Source organism: Snodgrassella sp. CS2 (genome assembly GCF_050310315.1).
Taxonomy (GTDB): Bacteria; Pseudomonadota; Gammaproteobacteria; order Burkholderiales; family Neisseriaceae; genus Snodgrassella; species Snodgrassella alvi_E.
In genome coordinates this window covers 173,831-193,455 of record NZ_JBNPBA010000001.1, presented here as the reverse complement: position 1 = coordinate 193,455, position 19,625 = coordinate 173,831, and the positions used below count along the sequence as shown (strand labels likewise).

30 protein-coding genes are annotated in these 19,625 nt (G+C 45.0%); all 30 read right to left on the bottom strand.

Annotated features, from left to right (window positions below; genetic code table 11):
- Positions 1-522: 522 nt before the first annotated feature.
- Entirely contained in the window at positions 523-858 is a 336-nt protein-coding gene (locus ACQP6D_RS00995; RefSeq protein WP_427857232.1) for a hypothetical protein, read from the bottom strand.
- Between the two features lie 2 nt (positions 859-860).
- Complete coding sequence (locus tag ACQP6D_RS00990; RefSeq protein WP_427857231.1) at positions 861-1,292, bottom strand: M15 family metallopeptidase; 432 nt, start codon at positions 1,290-1,292, stop codon at positions 861-863.
- An 80-nt stretch (positions 1,293-1,372) separates the two neighbouring features.
- Positions 1,373-1,699 carry a hypothetical protein gene (locus ACQP6D_RS00985; RefSeq protein WP_367418616.1) on the bottom strand — a complete coding sequence of 109 codons (327 nt, stop codon included), beginning with the start codon at positions 1,697-1,699 and terminating at the stop codon, positions 1,373-1,375.
- Positions 1,699-2,187: a hypothetical protein gene (locus tag ACQP6D_RS00980; protein WP_427857230.1), complete on the bottom strand. Its 489-nt coding sequence runs from the start codon at positions 2,185-2,187 to the stop codon at positions 1,699-1,701. Before ACQP6D_RS00980 ends, ACQP6D_RS00985 begins: the two co-directional genes overlap by 1 nt.
- 67 nt (positions 2,188-2,254) lie before the next feature.
- On the bottom strand, positions 2,255-2,896 hold the full coding sequence (locus tag ACQP6D_RS00975) for a hypothetical protein (protein ID WP_427857229.1): 642 nt from the start codon (positions 2,894-2,896) through the stop codon (positions 2,255-2,257).
- A gap of 11 nt (positions 2,897-2,907) precedes the next feature.
- The gene (locus ACQP6D_RS00970) at positions 2,908-4,185 is read right to left on the bottom strand and encodes a phage tail protein (RefSeq protein WP_427857228.1); all 1,278 of its coding nucleotides are present in this window, start codon (positions 4,183-4,185) and stop codon (positions 2,908-2,910) included.
- The gene (locus ACQP6D_RS00965; protein ID WP_427857227.1) at positions 4,182-4,817 is read right to left on the bottom strand and encodes a DUF2612 domain-containing protein; all 636 of its coding nucleotides are present in this window, start codon (positions 4,815-4,817) and stop codon (positions 4,182-4,184) included. The genes ACQP6D_RS00970 and ACQP6D_RS00965 overlap by 4 nt, the downstream gene beginning before the upstream one ends.
- Positions 4,814-6,010, bottom strand: coding sequence for a baseplate J/gp47 family protein (locus ACQP6D_RS00960; protein WP_427857226.1), 1,197 nt, complete (start codon positions 6,008-6,010; stop codon positions 4,814-4,816). The genes ACQP6D_RS00965 and ACQP6D_RS00960 overlap by 4 nt, the downstream gene beginning before the upstream one ends.
- Positions 6,007-6,360, bottom strand: coding sequence for a hypothetical protein (locus ACQP6D_RS00955; protein ID WP_427857225.1), 354 nt, complete (start codon positions 6,358-6,360; stop codon positions 6,007-6,009). Before ACQP6D_RS00955 ends, ACQP6D_RS00960 begins: the two co-directional genes overlap by 4 nt.
- On the bottom strand, positions 6,357-7,070 hold the full coding sequence (locus tag ACQP6D_RS00950) for a phage baseplate protein (RefSeq protein WP_427857224.1): 714 nt from the start codon (positions 7,068-7,070) through the stop codon (positions 6,357-6,359). The genes ACQP6D_RS00955 and ACQP6D_RS00950 overlap by 4 nt, the downstream gene beginning before the upstream one ends.
- Complete coding sequence (locus ACQP6D_RS00945) at positions 7,051-7,944, bottom strand: baseplate hub protein (RefSeq protein WP_427857223.1); 894 nt, start codon at positions 7,942-7,944, stop codon at positions 7,051-7,053. Before ACQP6D_RS00945 ends, ACQP6D_RS00950 begins: the two co-directional genes overlap by 20 nt.
- Positions 7,934-8,212: a hypothetical protein gene (locus tag ACQP6D_RS00940; RefSeq protein ID WP_370470114.1), complete on the bottom strand. Its 279-nt coding sequence runs from the start codon at positions 8,210-8,212 to the stop codon at positions 7,934-7,936. Before ACQP6D_RS00940 ends, ACQP6D_RS00945 begins: the two co-directional genes overlap by 11 nt.
- Positions 8,212-8,835: a phage baseplate protein gene (locus tag ACQP6D_RS00935; protein ID WP_427857222.1), complete on the bottom strand. Its 624-nt coding sequence runs from the start codon at positions 8,833-8,835 to the stop codon at positions 8,212-8,214. The genes ACQP6D_RS00940 and ACQP6D_RS00935 overlap by 1 nt, the downstream gene beginning before the upstream one ends.
- Positions 8,836-8,888: 53 nt before the next feature.
- The gene (locus ACQP6D_RS00930; protein WP_100137642.1) at positions 8,889-9,101 is read right to left on the bottom strand and encodes a CopG family antitoxin; all 213 of its coding nucleotides are present in this window, start codon (positions 9,099-9,101) and stop codon (positions 8,889-8,891) included.
- Positions 9,098-9,379, bottom strand: a complete 282-nt coding sequence (locus ACQP6D_RS00925) for a BrnT family toxin (RefSeq protein ID WP_427857221.1) — start codon at positions 9,377-9,379, stop codon at positions 9,098-9,100. The genes ACQP6D_RS00930 and ACQP6D_RS00925 overlap by 4 nt, the downstream gene beginning before the upstream one ends.
- Positions 9,380-9,492: 113 nt before the next feature.
- Positions 9,493-10,083 carry a DUF4236 domain-containing protein gene (locus tag ACQP6D_RS00920; protein WP_370470117.1) on the bottom strand — a complete coding sequence of 197 codons (591 nt, stop codon included), beginning with the start codon at positions 10,081-10,083 and terminating at the stop codon, positions 9,493-9,495.
- An 82-nt stretch (positions 10,084-10,165) separates the two neighbouring features.
- Positions 10,166-10,549, bottom strand: a complete 384-nt coding sequence (locus ACQP6D_RS00915) for a hypothetical protein (protein ID WP_100140970.1) — start codon at positions 10,547-10,549, stop codon at positions 10,166-10,168.
- Positions 10,546-12,747 carry a hypothetical protein gene (locus tag ACQP6D_RS00910; RefSeq protein ID WP_427857220.1) on the bottom strand — a complete coding sequence of 734 codons (2,202 nt, stop codon included), beginning with the start codon at positions 12,745-12,747 and terminating at the stop codon, positions 10,546-10,548. The genes ACQP6D_RS00915 and ACQP6D_RS00910 overlap by 4 nt, the downstream gene beginning before the upstream one ends.
- Entirely contained in the window at positions 12,728-12,937 is a 210-nt protein-coding gene (locus ACQP6D_RS00905; RefSeq protein WP_267390308.1) for a hypothetical protein, read from the bottom strand. The genes ACQP6D_RS00910 and ACQP6D_RS00905 overlap by 20 nt, the downstream gene beginning before the upstream one ends.
- Entirely contained in the window at positions 12,937-13,344 is a 408-nt protein-coding gene (locus ACQP6D_RS00900) for a hypothetical protein (protein ID WP_427857219.1), read from the bottom strand. The genes ACQP6D_RS00905 and ACQP6D_RS00900 overlap by 1 nt, the downstream gene beginning before the upstream one ends.
- A complete protein-coding gene (locus ACQP6D_RS00895; protein WP_100152574.1) occupies positions 13,344-13,793 on the bottom strand; it encodes a phage tail fiber protein in 450 nt (149 codons plus the stop codon). The genes ACQP6D_RS00900 and ACQP6D_RS00895 overlap by 1 nt, the downstream gene beginning before the upstream one ends.
- A gap of 17 nt (positions 13,794-13,810) precedes the next feature.
- Positions 13,811-14,326, bottom strand: a complete 516-nt coding sequence (locus ACQP6D_RS00890) for a phage antirepressor N-terminal domain-containing protein (RefSeq protein ID WP_427857218.1) — start codon at positions 14,324-14,326, stop codon at positions 13,811-13,813.
- 82 nt (positions 14,327-14,408) lie between these two features.
- On the bottom strand, positions 14,409-15,875 hold the full coding sequence (locus ACQP6D_RS00885) for a DUF3383 domain-containing protein (RefSeq protein WP_427857217.1): 1,467 nt from the start codon (positions 15,873-15,875) through the stop codon (positions 14,409-14,411).
- A 2-nt stretch (positions 15,876-15,877) separates the two neighbouring features.
- Positions 15,878-16,372: a phage neck terminator protein gene (locus ACQP6D_RS00880; protein WP_367422454.1), complete on the bottom strand. Its 495-nt coding sequence runs from the start codon at positions 16,370-16,372 to the stop codon at positions 15,878-15,880.
- Positions 16,360-16,740 (bottom strand): hypothetical protein, encoded by a 381-nt coding sequence (locus ACQP6D_RS00875; RefSeq protein ID WP_427857216.1) that lies wholly within the window; start codon positions 16,738-16,740, stop codon positions 16,360-16,362. The genes ACQP6D_RS00880 and ACQP6D_RS00875 overlap by 13 nt, the downstream gene beginning before the upstream one ends.
- Positions 16,727-17,305 carry a hypothetical protein gene (locus ACQP6D_RS00870; protein ID WP_427857215.1) on the bottom strand — a complete coding sequence of 193 codons (579 nt, stop codon included), beginning with the start codon at positions 17,303-17,305 and terminating at the stop codon, positions 16,727-16,729. Before ACQP6D_RS00870 ends, ACQP6D_RS00875 begins: the two co-directional genes overlap by 14 nt.
- Before the next feature lies 1 nt (position 17,306).
- Positions 17,307-17,714: a DUF4054 domain-containing protein gene (locus tag ACQP6D_RS00865; protein WP_100140668.1), complete on the bottom strand. Its 408-nt coding sequence runs from the start codon at positions 17,712-17,714 to the stop codon at positions 17,307-17,309.
- A 12-nt stretch (positions 17,715-17,726) separates the two neighbouring features.
- Positions 17,727-18,047 carry a hypothetical protein gene (locus ACQP6D_RS00860; RefSeq protein ID WP_100140667.1) on the bottom strand — a complete coding sequence of 107 codons (321 nt, stop codon included), beginning with the start codon at positions 18,045-18,047 and terminating at the stop codon, positions 17,727-17,729.
- A gap of 57 nt (positions 18,048-18,104) precedes the next feature.
- The gene (locus ACQP6D_RS00855) at positions 18,105-19,112 is read right to left on the bottom strand and encodes a DUF2184 domain-containing protein (protein WP_427857214.1); all 1,008 of its coding nucleotides are present in this window, start codon (positions 19,110-19,112) and stop codon (positions 18,105-18,107) included.
- A gap of 10 nt (positions 19,113-19,122) precedes the next feature.
- Positions 19,123-19,617 (bottom strand): structural cement protein Gp24, encoded by a 495-nt coding sequence (locus tag ACQP6D_RS00850; protein ID WP_427857213.1) that lies wholly within the window; start codon positions 19,615-19,617, stop codon positions 19,123-19,125.
- Positions 19,618-19,625 lie beyond the last annotated feature (8 nt).

The following is a 19,625-nucleotide window of genomic DNA, read 5'->3' as shown; positions in this document are numbered from 1 at the left end:
GGGGATCGAACCCTGGACAAATGGATTAAGAGTCCGATGAGCATTATTACAAGTTATTGTTTTTAAACAAATGAACCGCCTGCAAACTTAGTTCATTTGACTTGTTTTGATGTGGTTTTGTCTTAAATTTGGCAAAATCTATTGGCATTATTTTTTTGATTTCTACAACTTAACCGTAGTTTTTTTTTTCAAGAAAACGGCATTGACTATTGTTAAGCTGTAGTTATCGTTTATACGTTTATCATTTTATTCGTGATTGAACGCAGTTGTTGCGATCTCCCCAACAACTGAATTTCTACCCCATACAATTTAAGCTCAAAACATTTCAACCGTTGTGAAGATCACCACGGTTGATTCTTTACTTACAATCTTTACAGAATAGCTTTTACCAGTGCGCTATGCCGCCTTGTGCAGTCATTATACTTCTCTACCACCCCAACTGCCCACGGGAGAATATCGGCGCCTGTAGAGCCCTTTAACGGGCTTAATGCAGGGCATGGCTCGGTAAGGTTGGCCGGAACATTAACGGCTGCTAATGGCTTCGTTGACGAGGCGCACCCCTGAAGCATCCAGACAGACATTAGTGTACACAGGCACCCTAACAATTTTTGTGATTTGCGCTTGTCGTTCATCTCGCTTTACCTCGTTTTCTGCTTTCTGTTTCTCGTAATTTTGGCTGGCCTGCTGGGCCACTTGCTGCTGCTTGGCCAAAGACTCTTGATACTGCTTTTGCGTTTCTTCTTTGCCTTTGCGGTAGCCGTTCTCATATTGCTTGTGGCCATAGCTAAGCATGATGAATAGAAACATTAAGGCCGCCAGCAACCACGCGCCAGCGGCCAAATAATTTACGTTCTTCATAGCTACACCTCAAAATGTGGGTAATCTTTGGTCTTCTGCCAATCCCCGCCCCAAATGATGGAGACATTTAGTTCCTTGGCGGCCTGCTTCATGGCTTCGGCGATTAAACGGAATTTGGCCAAATCGTTCCAATCTACCGGATAAGGTACCAAATCTACGGCGCACCCTTGGGAGTGCTTGCTGGCAAAAGGATTATTTAGCCACGTAGCTTTACTAATGTTGGGTTGTGCGTATTTCGCCGGCACACCTTTCTGTGTACATTGCTGGGCAGTTCTACCCTTGCCATAGTTAATGCAACATTGCTCACGGGAGCGCAACCCCTCCGTTACCATAAAGTCTTGTTTGGTTATTTCAATGGCTCGCTGAACCACTTTTACAAGGTTAGTATTTACCCCCTGAAGATTAGTTAAAGACCGCTTACTTAATTTGTACATATCAAACCCTTTCACCTATAAAAAATGCCAGCTATTCAGCTGGCTTTTGATTTTGTAACTTAATCAAATTTACTATCAGTCTATTTGTCGTCCTTATCTCCTATTATTTTTTCTGCCTTACTACAAACTGCATTAATTAACTTTTGTGCCATCCTTGGCGCGGTGGCCTTGAACGCATCTAATAGCGAAGTGGAGGCCATGCCGGCAAACACGCCGACGCCAGCAAACAGCCACGGATGATTCTGCGTGAAGTAATATTCGGTAACAGCAGCTGCAAACACCATGCCGATAACAATAAAGGTAAGGGTTAAAACTATCCCATAGCGTTTGTAATCCGATACCACCAGCGCACCCAGAAAACCGCCCCCAAGGGCGAAACAGTTGGCCAAGGTGAATGCCTCATTCATTATTCACCGCCTTTTTTGTCTTCTACTCGCTGAGTGTGTTTAATGAGATTTCTACCCGCCAGCGCACACACTACGGCCAGTACGGTATAGGTAGTCATACCCGTAGACAAAGGCGGATAGGCGGCAATAAATGCCCCTGCAATCAAGAACCATATTAAGGATGCCCATATCAGCAAGCAGCCTGAAATAATATTGCTGCGGCTGGATTGGAAAACAGCAGCGCTTAACTGGCTAACAGATACGATGAACAGGACCGCAACCAGAACATCAGGGTGCAGGTGCTGAAATTTCTCGTAAAGGTCTTCCTTTAGCATTTCGTTTCCGTGCAAGGCAAAAACCACCGCAAAACCCAACATGACTAACCCGCTGGTAATCTCAATTACGCGTGTACAGGTACCGAATATAAAATTTTGAAACCACGCCGGCAGGAACCGAAACTCAACCACCCAGTCCAGTGCCTTATGCAACCATCTAAATGCTTTTTTCATATCATGTAAACTCCATAAAAATACCGCTTTACGCGGGTGTTTTTTCAAATTTAATTTTGGCCAATAGTTAGGGGTTAAGCTTAGCCTCCTCCCATAAAGCGAAAAGCTTGTCCGCACTGATATTTAACGTTTGCGTGAAAAAATCCCAGATATCATCATTTACCAACGTAAAGCTCTGTGCTTCAGATATCGCATTTCTTACCTTGATTAAATGAGATCCAGCTAACTCCCGCTCGGCTATTTCAAGTAGCTCCGTTTTATTTTTACCCAATCGCAGTTCAGTCGACGTTAAAAGCTGGCTACGGGTAACTGCCCCTGCTTTTTCCTTTTTATCCTGAAGACGTAATTCATCAGAATTAGCTACATCCACCCAACTGCCCGCCTCTTCTGACCACTCAGTAAAGGGTTTTGGAGCGTGGATAGTAACATCTTTTGGTAATTTGCCTAAGGCTGTTATAGTCTGCTTTTCGCCAGTTTTCTTGAGGTATACAGCTTCTCCGCGATGGTCTTCAATATACTTCCATTGCCCATCATTCCATTGTGGAATAAAGCCGTTTTTATATTCAGGCTTGTCGGCTTCAATACAAAGACGAGGGATTAAATATTGTCCGTTTCCTACAACGGGGTCTAAATCGGCGGTTGTCATTCCTACAAAGTAGCTATTTTCATCAAGCTGACATACGGGAATAGTTAACGGGTAATCTTCCATCCTTCAATCCTTTAATATTTAATACACACCAATAATGCAACGTTACGCGGTCTTGATTCAGCACCGCCAACCCACTCAGTCCAAAACGAATGGGTGTGTTCTCCGCTCCAACCCGTGGTAAAGGTATGCGCGTGGTTACCAGCGGCAGCGATTTCTCCGCCTGAATCGGCAAAAGATTTGGCCGCCTGCGAGCCATTGCCACCACCAGTTTTGCCTACAGGGTGGGTATGCTGCCCGTTCCAATCCGTAGTACCCGTATGCTGGTGACTGCCACTAGGAGAGGTATTGCCGCTATGTTGATGTGATTTATTTTCACTATCCTGCCAGGTGCCAAGTAGCCGACCTTTATCCGCTCCGCGCCCATCATCCCAGCCGCGTATAAATTCGCCTCTAAACTCCGGTAAATTGAATGTTGTTTTGCCATCGCCCGCACCGTATGTCGTACCTATTGCAGCAAACAAATTCGCATAAGCTTTGCGGGATACTGCTGCGCCGTTAGCTTTTAGCCATCCGGCGGGAGCTGAAGCTTGAGCAAAATACTGAATAGCGCCTGCTGGAATAATGCTTATATCTTGGGTACCATCAAAAGGCACACCATCTATCAATCGTGCTGTTTTAAGTTTTGTTGCGGTGGCCGCGTTGCCGGAGGTGTCCTGATTGCCCGCTTTATTCACGCCCGGCAAATCAATATCGCCTTTGCCGTTAAACATCACTCCGCCGATGGTGTGTGCTGCTATCTGTGCCGCCCAAGTGGCCGTCGCCGCATTGCCCGATGTATCCTGCGTTCCTGCTTTATTCACGCCGGGCAGGTCGATATCTTGAGAGCCATCAAAAAATACACCGCCGATTTTGCGCCCGTTCAGTAACTTTGATGCGGTAGCGGCATTTATTCCTACTCCGGCCAGTATTTCCCATCCCGTCATTTTCTGATTAGGGTCGTTGCTGTTCTTATCCATGGTTGAAACAAACAGCCGTGTATTGTCATCGGCCATTAGTATGGCGCCAGTCTGATAACCGCCAAACGCATTGGCATAGGCCTTGTCAAAATAAAACAGCCCACCTTTTTGCAAATAAACAATCGATTCGGATAAGGTATTAAATATGCCATTGAAGTCCATACCCTTAGGAGGCAGGCCGCCGGACTCAACGGGCTGCATGGTGACATTTGGGAAACCATCACTCCACGTGGCATCTTCCATATCCTGTCCGGGCTGCCTAGTGTTCTGTATGGTGTTTTTACTACCGTTATTTGCAAATGCTTGGGGAATTAGCGTTGGGTTTTTACTCATGATGCAAAACATCCTTGATTAAAAGGCTGAAAACCTGTCCCGGAAAAACCAAAAATCCCCTTTGGAGGGGATTCGCGGTAATCAATCAATACGCCACTGGGGCGTGGTAATAAGCCAAGGTTATAAATAATGTGCCGCTCAAAGCTGTTAGGAATAAACTCAAAAAAATACCGGCCTTTCATGTGGCCGGTGATCAGGAAATACGCCCTTTTATTTGGGAATACCATGCGCAGATATGTGTTTATATTCGGCGCCGTTACTGACAGTATGTTTGATGCAGCTTTGAGCATAATCAACAGCCTAAACCGCTCATCAGACAGCCTGTATGCATTGAATCCGGCTCCGGCAGCACTGAACGGGTGACTGTTAAAGGGTTTGAATGACTGAGGCTTAGTTTTAAAGCCAAAAACGTCAATGTCTCCCGGAGGAATATTGATACTGCGGTTAACACCGATAATACGCCCCCATATGTCTAAACCAAAACCTTTTGCCGTTTTAATATTGAAAGCGAATTTGTAAAAATCATTTATGGATTTATTAGGGTCTATGCATTCATTCATGCTGTCAATCAGGTTGCAAATTATGGGGCTATTTGCGTATTGTGACATCAACGTATCTTGAATATTTTTCATAGGATTTTTATCTGGTAAACGGTTGTTGTCGGGAATTCATCAACCCCTATATCGAGTTTGTCCACCCATTTTTTGCCATCATAGCTTATGCGTAACGAAACAATACTCACGTTCGATACAGCAGATGCAACAGGGCAAATAAATCGGGAGGCAATAACGGGTTGCCCTATGGTGGCCTTTGCTGCGCCAGTGGAGAAAGCTTTGATAATGGCTGTTTTTATCGCCTCGCTATCCTGAAAAGTTAAAGCATCTTTATCCTCTACGGTTACTTGGAAAAACACAGGCACAAAATCCGGCCTGAGAAACTTAATGACGTAGGATGGCGGCCTTGTTGGAAAATTTTCCGTGTCACTGATAGTGCATTCGGTATTACCATTGAAAGAGCAACCTGTACCGGCCTTATTCAGTATGGTGCGCGCTATCACTTCATCATCTCCTCCAACTACGGAAACAAGAATACTGTTACGAATAACTGGGTAATTAGTTGCACCGACAGTTATGGTTTCGTCTGATGGATTGTCTATAACGTAGACATCCTTTACGTCCGTTAAATTCGCCACCGCGCCATAAGTTGCAGCGTTGGTATTTTTACTGTTAATCGCTACGGATGCCCGTCGCCGTGTTTCAAAATCTCGCCGTGCTTCTTCATCTACACCAGCAACGGCAGCATAGGGATTGGTGATGCGATCTAAACCGGCAATAGCCTTAGGTACGGAAGTTATGGTGTTTGGAGCGGCGCTAACATTACCGGACAGTACACACAAAGCATGCGCGGTTACTGTACCCCCCCCACCTATTACGGCATCGTGCGTTATTCTCCATTCCTGATTGTTGTCATCATTGAATATTGTTCCCGCGGCTATGCTTGTTCCAGCTAAGCCCGTCAGCTCCAAATCAACACTGGAATGGGTGGCCTTTTTGCGAGTCATGAAATACACATAACCAATCCCATCTTGCCAGATACCCTGAGCATAACGCGGGTCAAACTGGTTTAGCAGCGCGATCATTTGGTTACGTTCATCCGTGATAATAGCTGCCAGTGAGGTAACAAGCTGCCCCTGTGGTGTATTCATGGCGGTATTTAAATCTTTGCCAAAAGCATCTTTAAATAGCTCCCACAAACCGTTAATTACTTCATCGGTACTGGGTGCCACAATGCCATTGTCTGTTATCTGCAGTTGAGGAATGTTCATAGCTCAACTACCCCTGTTTGATTATCGCTAGTGGTAAATTTAATTTGCCCGCGTAGGATGCGGTCATTATCTAACTGCAATTCTGGCAGCGCGCTCACCACTCCCGGCACACTCAGGGCAGCATCCTGTAAATACTTTCGATATAACGCCAGCGGGTAGCGCCCGTTACCCAAAATCTGAGTTAAATAAGGTATGCCTTCACTCTGGTTGAAATACAAATCTTTTTGTATGGTGCGGCAAGCGCTGGCGATATCCTGTGCCTGCTGGTAGGTGCTTTCTGCTATGGCGATGTTGCCACGTGCGTCTATAGCCAAATCCCAGCTACCGGGCATTAAAAATAATGTTTTCATGAATTGGGTTTTCCTGTGTTACCACCACCTGTTACTACACCGTTGTGAGTGTGGTTTTTCAAGCTAACTGATCCCGCCTGAACATCACCATCAGAGCTGATTCCTGCCCCGCCGGTAAATTGTGCAGTTTTACTAGCATTAACTGCAAAACTGCCGGTTTTGGTGGTTACGGATGAAGCCTGCAGATTAATGGCAGGTGCCTCTAAAGTGATACTTGTTGGTGAATGGATGACGATACCGCCATTTGAAAAACCTATATATTGCTGAGGCACGCCATTCAGGAACCCTCCAATATATAAACCGTCATTCCAGTCGTACTGCCTGCGGCTCCCCGGGGCGGACTCTGCTTTATTACGCTTGACTATGGAAATGTCTCTTGAGGCAAAAGCACACAGGCCAATATCTCCAACCACAGGGTCACAAATAATTGCATTTGCTCCGCCCTGCAGGCGGAAATAAGGCACACTGAAAATCTGCCCTGCAGAATAAACATTATCTGCACCATCGAGCATCTGCACCATTGGCATAACATCAACTGTTCCCACGGGGGCTATTCCGCCTCCTGATACAGCAACCACTTTTACTAACGTAATTGTCTGCATCTTGGACATTAGGTTAGTAATGAGGGCGTTAAATTCATCCGCCCCGCCTAAAGAGTGGTTGATGTTGAGATGACTGAGTGGGCTATTGTTATCGAACGATTGCGGCATCTTTGCTATCCCTCCATGTTGCAGCTATCTCACAGAACCAGTTGCCGTCCGGCTGGTTGGCTTCCAGGCATTTGTACATGCCATAAATCCGCCACTCCCCGTTACAAACTTCAACGACGCTACCTTGTATTTTGCAGACACCACCAAAGCGCAGTAATGGGTCATAAAGGCATTTGAAGGTCACTCCGCGAATATCCGGTGTTGGGTAGCCTATAAGCCCAGTAGCCGGTGTGATGACAGGGATTTTAATGTTACGACTGCCGCCTTTAGGGGTGATGGCTATCAGGTTATTTTCTATGTACATATCAATTGGAAAGGTTTGCTCAAGTGTTTGCAGTTTGTGCAGGTTAGAGCCATTTAGGGTGATGTCTTTCGTTTTTATTGATACGCCGTTGTTTTCCAGCTGATAGCCCATTTCTTCGCAAATCGCCTGATAGATATCTGCTATATCTATTTCCCCTTTGTGTTCGTAGGGGTTGGCGGGCTTCTGATTTTCCAAAGCTGCGGCCTGAGACTCAATTACAAGGCACACATCCGGAGAATTAGAAAAATCCGGATACGCGAAAGTAATGTTGCCCTCGAATTCTTGCAGTAATTTCTCCCCCTCATTCCCAACTTCTATTTTTACGCGATTCATTAGGGCGCCCAGTGTGTTCCAGCGAACGCGTAAAAGCTTGGTCATTTTGTCCAGCTCGAGCCCATAGACGCGAATCTGTGCTGTTGGCATTACTGCACCATACCCGAACATGATATTGCAGGCTATCCGAAGTCCTGTTGCGCTTATCTGGTTATATGCATCCGCAAATACAATCTGTTGGCCTTTGTCATCCTTTCCTGTCAGGGTCACGGTGACTTTAATTACTTTACGTTTCATTTGTATATACCAAAAAAAACCGGCTGTTCAGGCCGGTGTAGAAGGGGTCTTGACTGCCGTCAGTATCTATAAACACAAGATTTTTGCTAAGGGGTGTTTTATTTAAGCAAATACGATTGTTAATTATGACTCCGTCTCTGTCATTTTCTATGCTGGCATATAAATTACCGAGGCGTGAATTCAGGGTAACTAACCAGCGTTTGTTATCCATCACAAAGGAAACGGTTTGGTTAGGCGCAGCGTTTAAAGGAATAGTTACCGTAGCCATTAGAATAGGTCCTTAAATGCTTCACTAGCCTTATAGAGAATTGATTCATTCGCGCTCTCTGGCTGCTTTTCACCGCCATCCTGTGTTTTAGCATCGTCAGGGTTTTTTACCTCTTCGGTATCGTATTTAACCGTTACTTCTCTGACCTCTTCTAGATGAAGGTTAACCTTAATCAGTTGCGCACCGTCCGACGCCTCTCGGGCAGTGTCGTAGCCAACAATACAGGCGTTGGTATAAACATATTCCGGTGTAAGGATATGGAATAACAGTGTACTGTTGGCTAGTGTTTCAATCTGGCCAAGAAAAGCCCCCCGCATGAGTGTGCCGCCCGTGCCTTTTGATAACTGAACAGTAGCTTTATAGGGGTTAGATATTTTGTTGTAGCTGGCAAAAGAACCTTTTTCAATTGGCGCCTGCGCGATCCTAGACGAATTATTATATTTAAGAGCAATGACGTTATCTGCCAGCAGTATCGGAATACCGTATTCATTGAATATACCCCAGTAATTACCGAATACAGCATTAATTAACGCTGCGCTCCCTAAGCTGATTAGTGCATTAGAACCAGCAGTATTCAATCCCTTGAAATTTGGTACATTGGGCATACCCTCAATCGGCAGCATACAACCTCCAATAAAAAAGCTGCCCAAGGGCAGCTTATGTAAAAGTGTAATATCTATTTATTCCACTTAATATCAGGCTTACGCTTATTGGCAGCGCAATCCTTTAAAAATAAGTTAATCAACGATTGGTAGGGTAATCCTGTTTCCTCAGCCAGCTCTTTAAAATAGCTGATACTTTCTTCATCTATTCGAATAGTAATTGTCTTTTTTAATTGGCTAGCATAAGGATTAGGCTTGGCGTTACTAAAATCATACTCTTTCTTCATAGGGATTCCTCATACTGTTTGCGCTCGTGTTTGGTAGCAACTCTCGCTGAAATCAGACGTATACTTTCACCGCGCTCACAATGTATTACCACAAGAACGCGTAGGTTTTCGCTCATTCCTAATAGTACAAAGCGGTCTTCATTCTCGGAGTGCTCAGGGTCGGAAATGATTAAACCGTGCTCATCCCAAAATACGGTAAGGGCTTCCTCAAAAGAAACACCGTGCTTTTTTAGATTCAACGTGGCTTTGTCATTATTCCATTCAAATCCATCGATCACGTTCACTCCGTCTACTGTTTGTAAATATATTATATTTACTTTAACAGCACCTAGCAATACCGTTATAAAAAGCCAGCTAGTTAGCTGGCTTGAATCTGTTACAAAATCATATTCTAAAACAAATTATCAAGAGATTTCACTTCGCCTTTGCCTTTATGCTCATCTAAATCTTTCAAGTCACTATCTTTTCTAGGGTGCCGTTCAATTACTTCTTCCTGAATGGTATTAGGAGGAGGTAGATTAATCGGTGCATCTGTTGTCTCTTTCTTAGGGGATTTACTTTCGTGGTAAATAGAGTAACCAATCAGTAAAAAGCAAATAAAGAATATCCATTTTATTAGCGTCCATAAAGAGGATAAACAGCCTTTTTTCTGAATCTCTTTGTTAGGATATTCATATCCTAAAATATCTGCTCGCAGTCTCTGATACTCAGAAACAGAAAGGTTTCCGTTTAGGTACAGCTTTTCAAGTTTTTCCAGTTGGTTTATCTTGCTAGCTCTCATATCCCCAGTCTCTTTCAACTTTATTTTTTTACGATAGGATAAGCCTGTTCCGGGAATGCCTAAATTTGTATAAACACCTTTTCTACCAATATTTATACTGGACCCACGCTTACCTATCGTTGCGCTAGTAATCCCTGTTTTGCTTATGTTAATTTTTAACCATGGAGCAATCTTGATTGTTTTGCGATATCTCCACCCCATACCCTTTCATCCTTTACACCAAATAAAAGCTACTCTTTACAATAAATTTTTCATGATTTTATTAATATCCCAAATTAACGCGTTACTTTATCGTATATTTTTGAATCTGGTCTGGGTGATTCCCCCAACCTACCCATACATCTTTAACCGTGATTTTATTTCCGTTCTGTGATTGAAACTGCATTACAAAAACACGGGGAGGAGCGCTTTTATTTTGCTGAACTTTCTCTACCAGCATAGCTGTATTTTCATTAAGCCACTTAACGCGCAACAGGAACGGTATGTTTAGCGCACAATTAGATACCTGTTCATCGTACATATTAGCAATTAAGCCGTCTTGCGAAAAAGACACACCAGCACAAGTTGCACCAACATAAGTAAGCTTCTTACCTGATACAACCTGTTTAAAATTTGTCGCCATTGCCAGAGAAGGTAGCAGCAGAGCAATTAATAAGATTTTTTTCATGTCATTGAAGTCCCGAGTTGATTAAACATATAGTTGTTTGCTTCTTTAACAGCTGCAACGGTGTTGCCACTTACACTACTGGAAGATGTTTTAACTTCTATTTTCTGTATATTAACACTAACATGCTTACGGTTATCGTTTTTTATACCCTCGCTTCCGTTCCGAAATTGAAACTCCGCTTTTGACATATCCTGAGCTTTTTGGGCGCTACGGGCGATCTTGTCATAGTATTGATGCTGATGTGCTCGAAAATATGGATTTAAAACAGCTTCACCTTTATCAATATAACCGTCCCCGTTCGAATCCCACTTGCTATTTAATTCATAAGCCTTAGATCCTTTCCTGTAGCCGTAGCCTGTAACTGCAGTATACGTATCAGCAACATCACGCTTCTTCTTTCTATCAAAGCCGCGCTCCCTGAAATATCGTTCGACGTACTTCATTTGCTCATCAAAAGATAGGCCTCCGAATTGGTCTCGCGTCATACCATAGTAAAGTCCTTTTTTACCTCCGGAGCCGGCCATAAATTGAATTAAGCCCGTAGCTGAAGATTTTGGATTGCGAATATTGGGATTGAATGTTCCGCCTGTTTCAAAAGAAATAACAGCAGCTAGGTCGTTAGGGTCTACGCCTATGTTTTTGGCGACACGGGCGATTGATTCTGCTTTTTCTTTAGTAAAGTTCTTATTTTTAAATACCTGCCTAGAATTACTAGCTGTTACCGTATTTTGTTCTGCAGGTTTAGCAGTCCCGTTATACTCATGGTAGTCCTTACCCCCATGTGTCAACTTATAGACACTTTCCCCGATAAATCCTGCTACGTCCTGTTTTTTCTCGCCCATAGCATCCGCCACAATTCCCGTAGCGATATCCGAGTAGGTGTCAATCATCTGCTTAGCCTGCTTAGCTGCACCGCTAAAATCCCCCCTAACCAATTTGCCTAGTATCTCAGCGTAGCCTTTTAGGGTCGGTATAGTATTGTTTTTAACAGCACTGACTAGATTGCCAAAGGCCTCGCGTAACGTATCTACAGACATCTTGCTATCTTTGATGCCTGCTGCAAAAGACGTCCAGTCAAAAAGGGATTTGCCTCCATTTGCCCAAGTCTTGTAATCGTCGTACAACAGAACAAAGGCAGCAGCCAAGGCGGTAACCAGTGCGATTAAAGGGCTAATAGCCGCACCTAAAGCCCCGATAACCCTTAATAGCGGTGTGAACGGGGCTATAAATCCAAGCAGGACGCGTGTAGCGCTTAATAGCGTAGGAATCAGCAGCATGCCGATGATGATAGCGGCAACTTGAAAGACACCTTTTATTACTTTCTGATGCTTTTGTAAAAGCTCAAAAAAGCCGTTTACGACCCTAATTAGTGCAATCAGAATTGGGGTTAGCGCGTCGCCAATAAGCTGCTTCATGCTTTGCCAGTGGGCCCTTAAAATGGCTTGCTGTTTGGTAAGCTCCTTACTTTGCGCGATGGCTTTTTGGTCAGAATGATACATCTGCTTCTGAACGTTTAAGATTTCCTGTAGCTCTTTCCGGCCTGAAACCAAAGCATTAATGGTGCCATCATCAAACCCCATTTTTTTGCCTATTGTATAGGCTTGGTCTCGTGGCATTTTCTGGAACGCGTCGGCCAAGTCCAGCATGACATCATCTAACTGACGAATCTTACCGGCATTATCTACTACATTAACGCCCAGTGCGTTAAAGTAAGGCAGCATGCTGGCGTCACCAAACATAACAAGCCCGTTCATGGACTGTTTAATGTTACTGAGCGATGCTGTCATACCTTCGGCACTGCCGCCGAAAGCACCGGCAGCGTTTTGCCAATCGGTTATGCCACGGGTATTCATGCCCAATTGTCCGGAGAGCTTAGATACTTCCATATTGGCACGTGCTGCATCATTAGCCAGCTTGAACAGGCCGGTTGAGCCGATGATAATTGCAAAAAATCCGGTAAGTTCTTTTGTTACCTTGGCAATCTCCTGACCCATTTTAGCAATTGGCGTGATGGAGTTATGGTATTTTTTAGCCAGATCCTCGTTAGATTTACCGGCCTGTTTCGACGCCTTTTCAGTGTTAGCAAGGGATTTCTCAAGCTCCTGATTTTTTTTGGTTGTTTTTTCTGCTTCTGCTAGGTATTTGGAAGTGTCTATACCCAGCTCAATCAGCATCTGCTCAACTATATTCGTTGCCATACTTATTTACCAACATTTTGTTATGTTCAGAAACCTGAAAAACCTCAAGGATATTCAGTACATCCTCAAGCCCTAGTACGCTGTCCAGTTCTACGTAAGAGGCCAGCCCAGTAGTCATTACCTGACTGGCCAAATAAGATACGTTGACTGTCTGAGCCAGCACACCATCCTGAAAGGGCAACCCCGCCATTAGCTCATATCTGGGGAATTGCCGTTCTTTAAAAAATCAATATGTAGGGCCAGCACCTCTTTGCGCAGTACAAACAATGTTTTGATATCTTCGATATCGCTATCCATGACAAGGCTGCGTGGGACACCACCCGTAGGAATAATCTGTACACAACTCAGTAGTTCGTCGAGCAAATCCCCACCTACTTCAGGGTCAATCTTACCCACAACATCTAATGCCAGTCTGGCCATTTCCAGCATGCCGCCATTCATATTAATTGAGCAGGTATCTACACCTGCTCTGGCAATGGCAAATATGGCGCGCTGCGCCCATTTATCGGCTTGAAGAATAGGCATTTCTGTTATTCGAAATGATTTACCCGCGTCACGACCTGACTCAATGGTTATGTCTTTGGTTTTACGTGCCATCAGTTAATCTCCTCCGCGCCGTTCAACACCAATCTGAAGGTATACTGACTACCAGCAAGAAGCTTTTGCCCTGCAGCGCCGCCAGTGAGTTTTGTCATGGCTCCAGTCGCGCTGTAACGTATTTTGATAGATGGAATCTCAACGACTATATCAATTGGGCGAGTTTCCATATTGGCATTGAAATCCTTGCGGATATTTTCCATGTGCTCAATTGAGGGGCTGTTTGCTTCCAGATGCAGTGTCCATTCCACTTCATGTGGCGTATATCCCTGTGACTGTTGGCCATCCACACCCATGCGAGTCTCAGCAATATTGGCTTCCCCAAACCCCCAGGCGTTATCTGCCTGAAAGCCTTTAATATTTATAAAATTGTCGTATACACCGGTACAGCGCAGCATTAACACCGAGTTGGCCGCGGTGATGGTTAGTGGGTTATGTCCCATTGGCATAATTTAATCCCTTTCAGTTAAGCTGTTTTTTGAAAAAGGTCGAGCTGATTGATTGTGGCCAATTGCATTTCCAGTTGGCGCTTTTCTAATTTGCGCTGGTATAGCGCCTTCCCCGCTGCGCTGCCCCGCGCCTCAGATTCAGCCTGCTGCTTTTTTAACAGCTCCATTTCCTGCAAAATTTTTTCACGATTGACAATGCCGGTGGTCCAGTACTGCCACAATACATCGTCGCATTCCTGTTGATAGCGGATGATGGTTTGCTTTTTATCTGCCGCAACTTTATTAGCGCTAATAGACATCAGCCAGCCAAACAATTTTCGTAAAGGAATGCAGCAGACTTCTTGGGCGTCGCCATTAGTGGGCATCATCATTTTGATGACACCCCACCTTTGATCAGATGTTAGCTTTCTGTGCTGTGGTTGCCACGCTAATCCCATACCATCAACCACAGTACGCATCGCTACATAAGGCTCTCCATCACAATCAATAACCACAATTTCAGAACCAAGAAAATTAACGTTTAAATATTCCATATTTAATTCCTATCCAATAAATAAAAACCCGTACAGTTTGCACGGGGTTTTGGGGTGTTTTTGGAGAAGTTCCCTAATTTGATTATTGAACGTTGATCGATGCCAGATTCACCGTATGGACGCTGCCACCGTCGGTGTACCAGAGTTTTAAAGGCAGGGAACCGCGCTGGCCGCGAACTTGCGCTGTCGCCTGCTGAATCAGCAGACAATATCCGCTGGTTTCAATCTGGCGTGCTGCATCAAAGCCTGCCTCATAGTTAATTTGTGATTTTTGTGCTTCAGATAAATTGACTCCACATTGGATGCCGCCAAAATTCAGCATTTCGTTAATAGGGTCTTGTGCTGCGGCGCGGTGAATGGCTCTACCGTGGTCGTTATAAGGTACGGCCTTATAACTGATAAGCATGTTAATAAATGCCAGTTGCAGTTGGGAGTTGAAGTACACCTGATTCAGGTAGTTATCTACCCATGCAAAATCACCGCTAACGATGGTATTTCGGAAGAAGATAAAGCGTTCATTTGCTGTCGCCCAAGCCCCGTAATAGGCATAGCCATTACTTTCTAATGCATTTGCGTCTTGCAATGATGTAACCGTTGCAGCAATCCCGCTTTGCCGCTTGAATTCCATAGTGGCGCGCCCATTCATCTCTCTGAAATTGATAGAGGCAGCATAACCACAGGCCAGCCCTGCTTGCTCCAGCGTGCCGTAGATTGCCGTTGTTCCGGAAATAGCATTTTCTTTCAACCAAGTGCCAAAGCAATTAGTGTTATTGGCAATGAGGGCGGTGGGCTCTTGCGCGTAATAGACATACCAGTAACGGTTGTTCTGTTTGCTATTCCACATGGCCAAAGCCTTTTGCGCTTCTATGTCAAACCCGTCGCCTACAGTGGTGATAACAGCGAAATTTAACGTATAGCCGGTAATGCGCTCCATAACTGAATCAGGGCTGTCGGCCAGAGTGGCGTTATCCGCAATAGCCCCTGTACTTTCCGTTAGTCTCAGTGCCTCCGCCGCTGTACCGGCAGCAAACGAAATAGACGCGCCTCGACCGCTAATGGAGGATTGGATGACGAAAGCCTGTAGTTGTGTATCAAAATTAACTTCCGTCTTCAGCGATGCGGAAATTTTAACGGCCGCATCGCTGAAGCTGTTTGCGTTGGATAAATCAATGTTTGCGTTAGTGATCACACCGTCAACGGTTAAGGTGATGCTTCCGTTAATGGCTCGCAGGTCATCTAACTGAAGGGATTTAACACTGGCGCCTATAAGGCGGGCTCTGATATCAGTTCTGTTATACCGTGCGATAAACAGGCTTGCGGGCTTAATCGTTGAGCCGATGTAGCCATCAAAATAGCATTGCGCAAACTTGTACAGACTGCTGCTGTACCCGAAAGCGTTACCCACGTCAGCAGCGCTAGCATATTGGCTGACGGGATACAGGCTGATATCGCTTAGCACTACGGTGTTCAAACTCAGCGCGGAGCCGCCACTGCCGATTACTGCAGGGTTAACGGTTACGATATTACTTGCAGGGATAGAAGATAACATAATCATTCCTTTGGTTTGGATAAGGTAATTACCGGCATATCCAAATAAATTAATTCATGCTCGAATTCGGGGTTGTATTGAAGTGCCAACTCGACTGTCCAGCGCTCTTCATAACGGGACTGCTCATTAATAAAAGTCATCTGCATGGGGTCTTTACAGTACAGCGGCTGGCAGGACGTAAGACGAGCGGTTGTGTACTGGTTTTTCCATAAGTTGCTCAACTTTCGGGCTCTGTCTCCTGCCTGATTGCCGTAAAAATCTATTTGCATCGTTACTTCTACTGACTGTTGAACGGTTGCTTTGTCTTTTTCCGGCTCGTAATAGCTCGCAGGAAAGTCAAAAGCATGTTCGAACAGAATAGACATCACGACCGCCTGTTTGGGCAAAGGAGCATCGTTCTGATAGCCCTGAACGACTGATTCTGGCGGGCATGAAAAAAGCCCGAGCAGATAAGCCCGGACTTCTCGGAAAATCTGTGCATGCGTTACTGTCGCCATAGCAGTACCTTGCACCATGTGTAATATGATTCAACAACCTGTTTAACCATCCATTCCGATGCCTCTTCTTCTCCATAAGCGGTAAAAATAACGCGTTCAGCCCCTTTACCTTGTGCGCGCCGGATGGCTGCCAGCTGTCCGGAGGCATAAGCGTATATAAACTGCCCTTGCTGGTTAATCAGGTTGAGGTGTTCAAGGTCTGCCGTGGAAATGCTCTGCAGTTGGATTGAAATAGGCTCCTCCGTAAAAGCGGGTATGATTCGCCCTGCCTCATCTACTGCATTACCTGTATTGACCCTCAAAACCGCTTTTTGGTCGGGATTAACGCCGGTGATGACACCGTTAGCCATTGCCCTAAGATTCATCATATCTGCTTACCTCTACACCGATTGAACGCGACATCTGCATAGTATCCCGTAAAGGGGCGTCTCTACCTTTAAGCTTAATAGTAGATATCGCATTCGGTGGGGTCGTCCATGTCATAATTGACTCCACCAAATCACCCTTAACCACCTCGCCCAGTAAACTAAGGCCTTTATTGATGCCCTGCTTTTCAACAAGCTCAGGCAGACTGGCAACCCATTTGTCTTTATTTTCGCTGACTGTACTGCGAAAAAAAGGGCGCGGCGGGATGTTGATCTTATGGGCGGGAGAAGTGTGTGTGGTGGCAAAATTAGATACTGCTTTTCTGACAAAACGGCCATTACGCTTAAATTCGCCGCTCTTTTGGTTAATCAGGCGATAGATGGTAATCTGCCGTTCTGGCACCTCAATTTCTACGCCGTATTCGTTCCAGAATGCGACCTGTGCAACGTGTAGTCGTTCATCTTCTGCTCCGGCATAGGTGGCTGTTTCGAATATGCCTACCCGCAGCTTTTGGCTGTCTTCCGCGTATGTTTTTAAAGCTTTAGATAAGCTACCTGTTTTTTTCACACTACCTCCTGACTGGCATAGGCATCCGCCCTGCAATATAGAGGAAAGAGCGATACTGCCTTGTCAATGCCCAGTAGCGCGCACCATACTGGGTCTGCAGATACCATTTTTCTGATGCCGCTGATTGTCCATAATCGAGCGACACAGATACGCTGCCTTCAGATGCACCTGCTATACGTCCTACTGCCTCGTTCCCGCTTTCAAGCCGCATTTGCAAGGTGGCGATATGCGCCACCAGCAAAAACAAAAGCAACTCGCGCTCTTCTGTACTTTTAATCACACTTTTTTCGGTGTTATTGCACAGAATGCAGGCCTCGGTAAAAAAAGAGTGCAGCTGCACATCGGACACGGTAATAGAGGGATACAGTAATCTGAATTTCTGTACATCAAATCTGACTACATCGCTCATATCCCCCCCATGCTATTTATCTGCCCTTGTGACTTCGCCCGATTGATCAGGGTCTAAAGGCTCAAGGCCTGACGGATTGTTCTGCCCGTCCTTTAAGTTGTCTTTGGTTGACTTCACATCTTTATTTGCGAAAATCAGGCCGTTCTTGACCAAGTCACGATCCTTATTTTCTGCCAGCCAAGCCTCCCAGAAATCCAAAGACACATCAGAGGTAACGCCGTACCCAAAAACCAAACGGGAGCTGTTTGCCCCCTTAATATTGACGCATTGTTCTCCTACCTGCAGGATTAAACCGTTGGGTATTTTGCAACCAATTATTACTTTATCAGCCATAAATCTCTCCGAAATAAAAAAGCCGCCCGATTGGGCGGTTGTTGAGATGTCAGTTAATCAAGATGCCAGCATAGAGGCGATAAATATAGGCCGGTAAATGATGGCGCCGACTGTGCCCTGAGAGCGTTTTTGCTCGTAACCGGATTGTTGCTGAATCAAAGGATGCACCCGCATCTTTTCTGTAAAACCCAGTTCGGCGGTAGGAAAGCCTTCGTACTCATTAACAATCATCTGAACAACCTCACCCGCTTTACTCTGGTATTCCGGGATAGTGACGATTTTCATATTTGGAAAGTTCTTTTTAATCAAATCACTTGCGTTTAAACCGTACATGTTGGTGGCGGTAAGGGAGGCATTCATGTTCGGTGACAAAGCTAATGTCATGGTTTCGTCAGTGTCAATCAAACCCCCTGTTTGCTTAACTAAGAGGCTGAATAGTGTTCGGACAGAATCATAAATGCCTTGTGCGTCCAGCTTATCCCACACCTTGCCCGCCATAGAGGGCAGTAAATTAGGGTCGTTCAGCATGCCATAATTTTGTAGGCCTTTTATACCAAACAGATAGCTTTTGTTTTGAAATTTATTCAATGCCAATGCTGCCGATGTTTGTTTCTGCGTCGCCCAATCCAATCGCGCCTGACCTGCTTTAGCCAATTCCCGTTCACCAATACGAATAATGGTTTGGTAATGGTATGTTTGACGAAACGGATAGTTAACGTTGGCATCACTTAGGGCGTTATCGTTAAAATCTCCGTATGTTGACGTAACCCCAATATTTTCCACTATTGGAATAGATACCGTATCGTCTGCCCATGTGCCCAATTTGTGCTCGTCAAACACCTTAGCCGCGTTCATGGGAGTAACCAATACCTGAATCACGCGCGGGTCGACATAGGTTGTAAATAACGCTGGAATACCGGCATTAGGTGCGGTCTGTAAAGCTGAATCCTGCGCAATGCGCATACGTGCTTGTGCATTCAGTTCGACCGGTTTTTGTCCAGTTGCAAAAACCACCCCCGCCTTGTTTTCAAGCTTGAAAAAATTCAAAGAACTACTTTGTGCCATATATCCGTCCTCAATATTTGGTAATTTTAGCTAATGCACCCGCATCGGCATTTGATGCCACTACGAAACCGGTATCTGCAAAGCTTGCCCCGTCGACAGCTGCCGGCAATGAATCTGCTGCATTAACGCTGCCATCCATAGTGTTGGCGTAAATTTTTTGCCCTATTTGAGCCCCGCCTGCAAAACGTGCCCAAAAATCACCACCGTCGTAGAGTGTTACAGCAAAGCCTTTAGGAATCTTTAAAGATGATTCTTCAGTAAACTGAACAATTAATGCGGTGTTGTCACGGCGCGCAAAGCCAATAAGTGCTTTAGCACTGGTTTTAGCGTTGCTGACCGTCCCTGTATCGGGGTCAAACCAAGCAAAGCGCCCAATAAGGACTCCACTTTCCCCGGCCTTTGCCTCGCCTTCCCCCACTAACAAAGTGTGGTAAGGATTGGTTGAGGCGAAATCGCCTTCAACACCAACCGGCAAGTCATTATTTAAATTTTTTTGGAAACCCATTTTTCTAT

What these genes read in the sequence shown, in the direction of transcription:
- ACQP6D_RS00920 (WP_370470117.1), bottom strand. Translation starts at nt 10,083, where the DNA reads ATGGGGTGGAGATATCGCAAAACAATCAAGATTGCTCCATGGTTAAAA.
- ACQP6D_RS00880 (WP_367422454.1), bottom strand. Translation starts at nt 16,372, where the DNA reads ATGGCGACAGTAACGCATGCACAGATTTTCCGAGAAGTCCGGGCTTAT.
- ACQP6D_RS00955 (WP_427857225.1), bottom strand. Translation starts at nt 6,360, where the DNA reads ATGAAAACATTATTTTTAATGCCCGGTAGCTGGGATTTGGCTATAGAC.
- ACQP6D_RS00940 (WP_370470114.1), bottom strand. Translation starts at nt 8,212, where the DNA reads ATGGCTACGGTAACTATTCCTTTAAACGCTGCGCCTAACCAAACCGTT.
- ACQP6D_RS00935 (WP_427857222.1), bottom strand. Translation starts at nt 8,835, where the DNA reads ATGCTGCCGATTGAGGGTATGCCCAATGTACCAAATTTCAAGGGATTG.
- ACQP6D_RS00895 (WP_100152574.1), bottom strand. Translation starts at nt 13,793, where the DNA reads ATGCCAATGGGACATAACCCACTAACCATCACCGCGGCCAACTCGGTG.
- ACQP6D_RS00980 (WP_427857230.1), bottom strand. Translation starts at nt 2,187, where the DNA reads ATGAAAAAAGCATTTAGATGGTTGCATAAGGCACTGGACTGGGTGGTT.
- ACQP6D_RS00990 (WP_427857231.1), bottom strand. Translation starts at nt 1,292, where the DNA reads ATGTACAAATTAAGTAAGCGGTCTTTAACTAATCTTCAGGGGGTAAAT.
- ACQP6D_RS00910 (WP_427857220.1), bottom strand. Translation starts at nt 12,747, where the DNA reads ATGGCAACGAATATAGTTGAGCAGATGCTGATTGAGCTGGGTATAGAC.
- ACQP6D_RS00900 (WP_427857219.1), bottom strand. Translation starts at nt 13,344, where the DNA reads ATGGCACGTAAAACCAAAGACATAACCATTGAGTCAGGTCGTGACGCG.
- ACQP6D_RS00855 (WP_427857214.1), bottom strand. Translation starts at nt 19,112, where the DNA reads ATGGCACAAAGTAGTTCTTTGAATTTTTTCAAGCTTGAAAACAAGGCG.
- ACQP6D_RS00885 (WP_427857217.1), bottom strand. Translation starts at nt 15,875, where the DNA reads ATGTTATCTTCTATCCCTGCAAGTAATATCGTAACCGTTAACCCTGCA.
- ACQP6D_RS00930 (WP_100137642.1), bottom strand. Translation starts at nt 9,101, where the DNA reads ATGAAGAAAGAGTATGATTTTAGTAACGCCAAGCCTAATCCTTATGCT.
- ACQP6D_RS00950 (WP_427857224.1), bottom strand. Translation starts at nt 7,070, where the DNA reads ATGCCGCAATCGTTCGATAACAATAGCCCACTCAGTCATCTCAACATC.
- ACQP6D_RS00985 (WP_367418616.1), bottom strand. Translation starts at nt 1,699, where the DNA reads ATGAATGAGGCATTCACCTTGGCCAACTGTTTCGCCCTTGGGGGCGGT.
- ACQP6D_RS00960 (WP_427857226.1), bottom strand. Translation starts at nt 6,010, where the DNA reads ATGAACATTCCTCAACTGCAGATAACAGACAATGGCATTGTGGCACCC.
- ACQP6D_RS00905 (WP_267390308.1), bottom strand. Translation starts at nt 12,937, where the DNA reads ATGGCGGGGTTGCCCTTTCAGGATGGTGTGCTGGCTCAGACAGTCAAC.
- ACQP6D_RS00970 (WP_427857228.1), bottom strand. Translation starts at nt 4,185, where the DNA reads ATGAGTAAAAACCCAACGCTAATTCCCCAAGCATTTGCAAATAACGGT.
- ACQP6D_RS00865 (WP_100140668.1), bottom strand. Translation starts at nt 17,714, where the DNA reads ATGAGCGATGTAGTCAGATTTGATGTACAGAAATTCAGATTACTGTAT.
- ACQP6D_RS00915 (WP_100140970.1), bottom strand. Translation starts at nt 10,549, where the DNA reads ATGAAAAAAATCTTATTAATTGCTCTGCTGCTACCTTCTCTGGCAATG.
- ACQP6D_RS00890 (WP_427857218.1), bottom strand. Translation starts at nt 14,326, where the DNA reads ATGGAATATTTAAACGTTAATTTTCTTGGTTCTGAAATTGTGGTTATT.
- ACQP6D_RS00945 (WP_427857223.1), bottom strand. Translation starts at nt 7,944, where the DNA reads ATGAAACGTAAAGTAATTAAAGTCACCGTGACCCTGACAGGAAAGGAT.
- ACQP6D_RS00965 (WP_427857227.1), bottom strand. Translation starts at nt 4,817, where the DNA reads ATGAAAAATATTCAAGATACGTTGATGTCACAATACGCAAATAGCCCC.
- ACQP6D_RS00975 (WP_427857229.1), bottom strand. Translation starts at nt 2,896, where the DNA reads ATGGAAGATTACCCGTTAACTATTCCCGTATGTCAGCTTGATGAAAAT.
- ACQP6D_RS00995 (WP_427857232.1), bottom strand. Translation starts at nt 858, where the DNA reads ATGAAGAACGTAAATTATTTGGCCGCTGGCGCGTGGTTGCTGGCGGCC.
- ACQP6D_RS00850 (WP_427857213.1), bottom strand. Translation starts at nt 19,617, where the DNA reads ATGGGTTTCCAAAAAAATTTAAATAATGACTTGCCGGTTGGTGTTGAA.
- ACQP6D_RS00860 (WP_100140667.1), bottom strand. Translation starts at nt 18,047, where the DNA reads ATGGCTGATAAAGTAATAATTGGTTGCAAAATACCCAACGGTTTAATC.
- ACQP6D_RS00875 (WP_427857216.1), bottom strand. Translation starts at nt 16,740, where the DNA reads ATGATGAATCTTAGGGCAATGGCTAACGGTGTCATCACCGGCGTTAAT.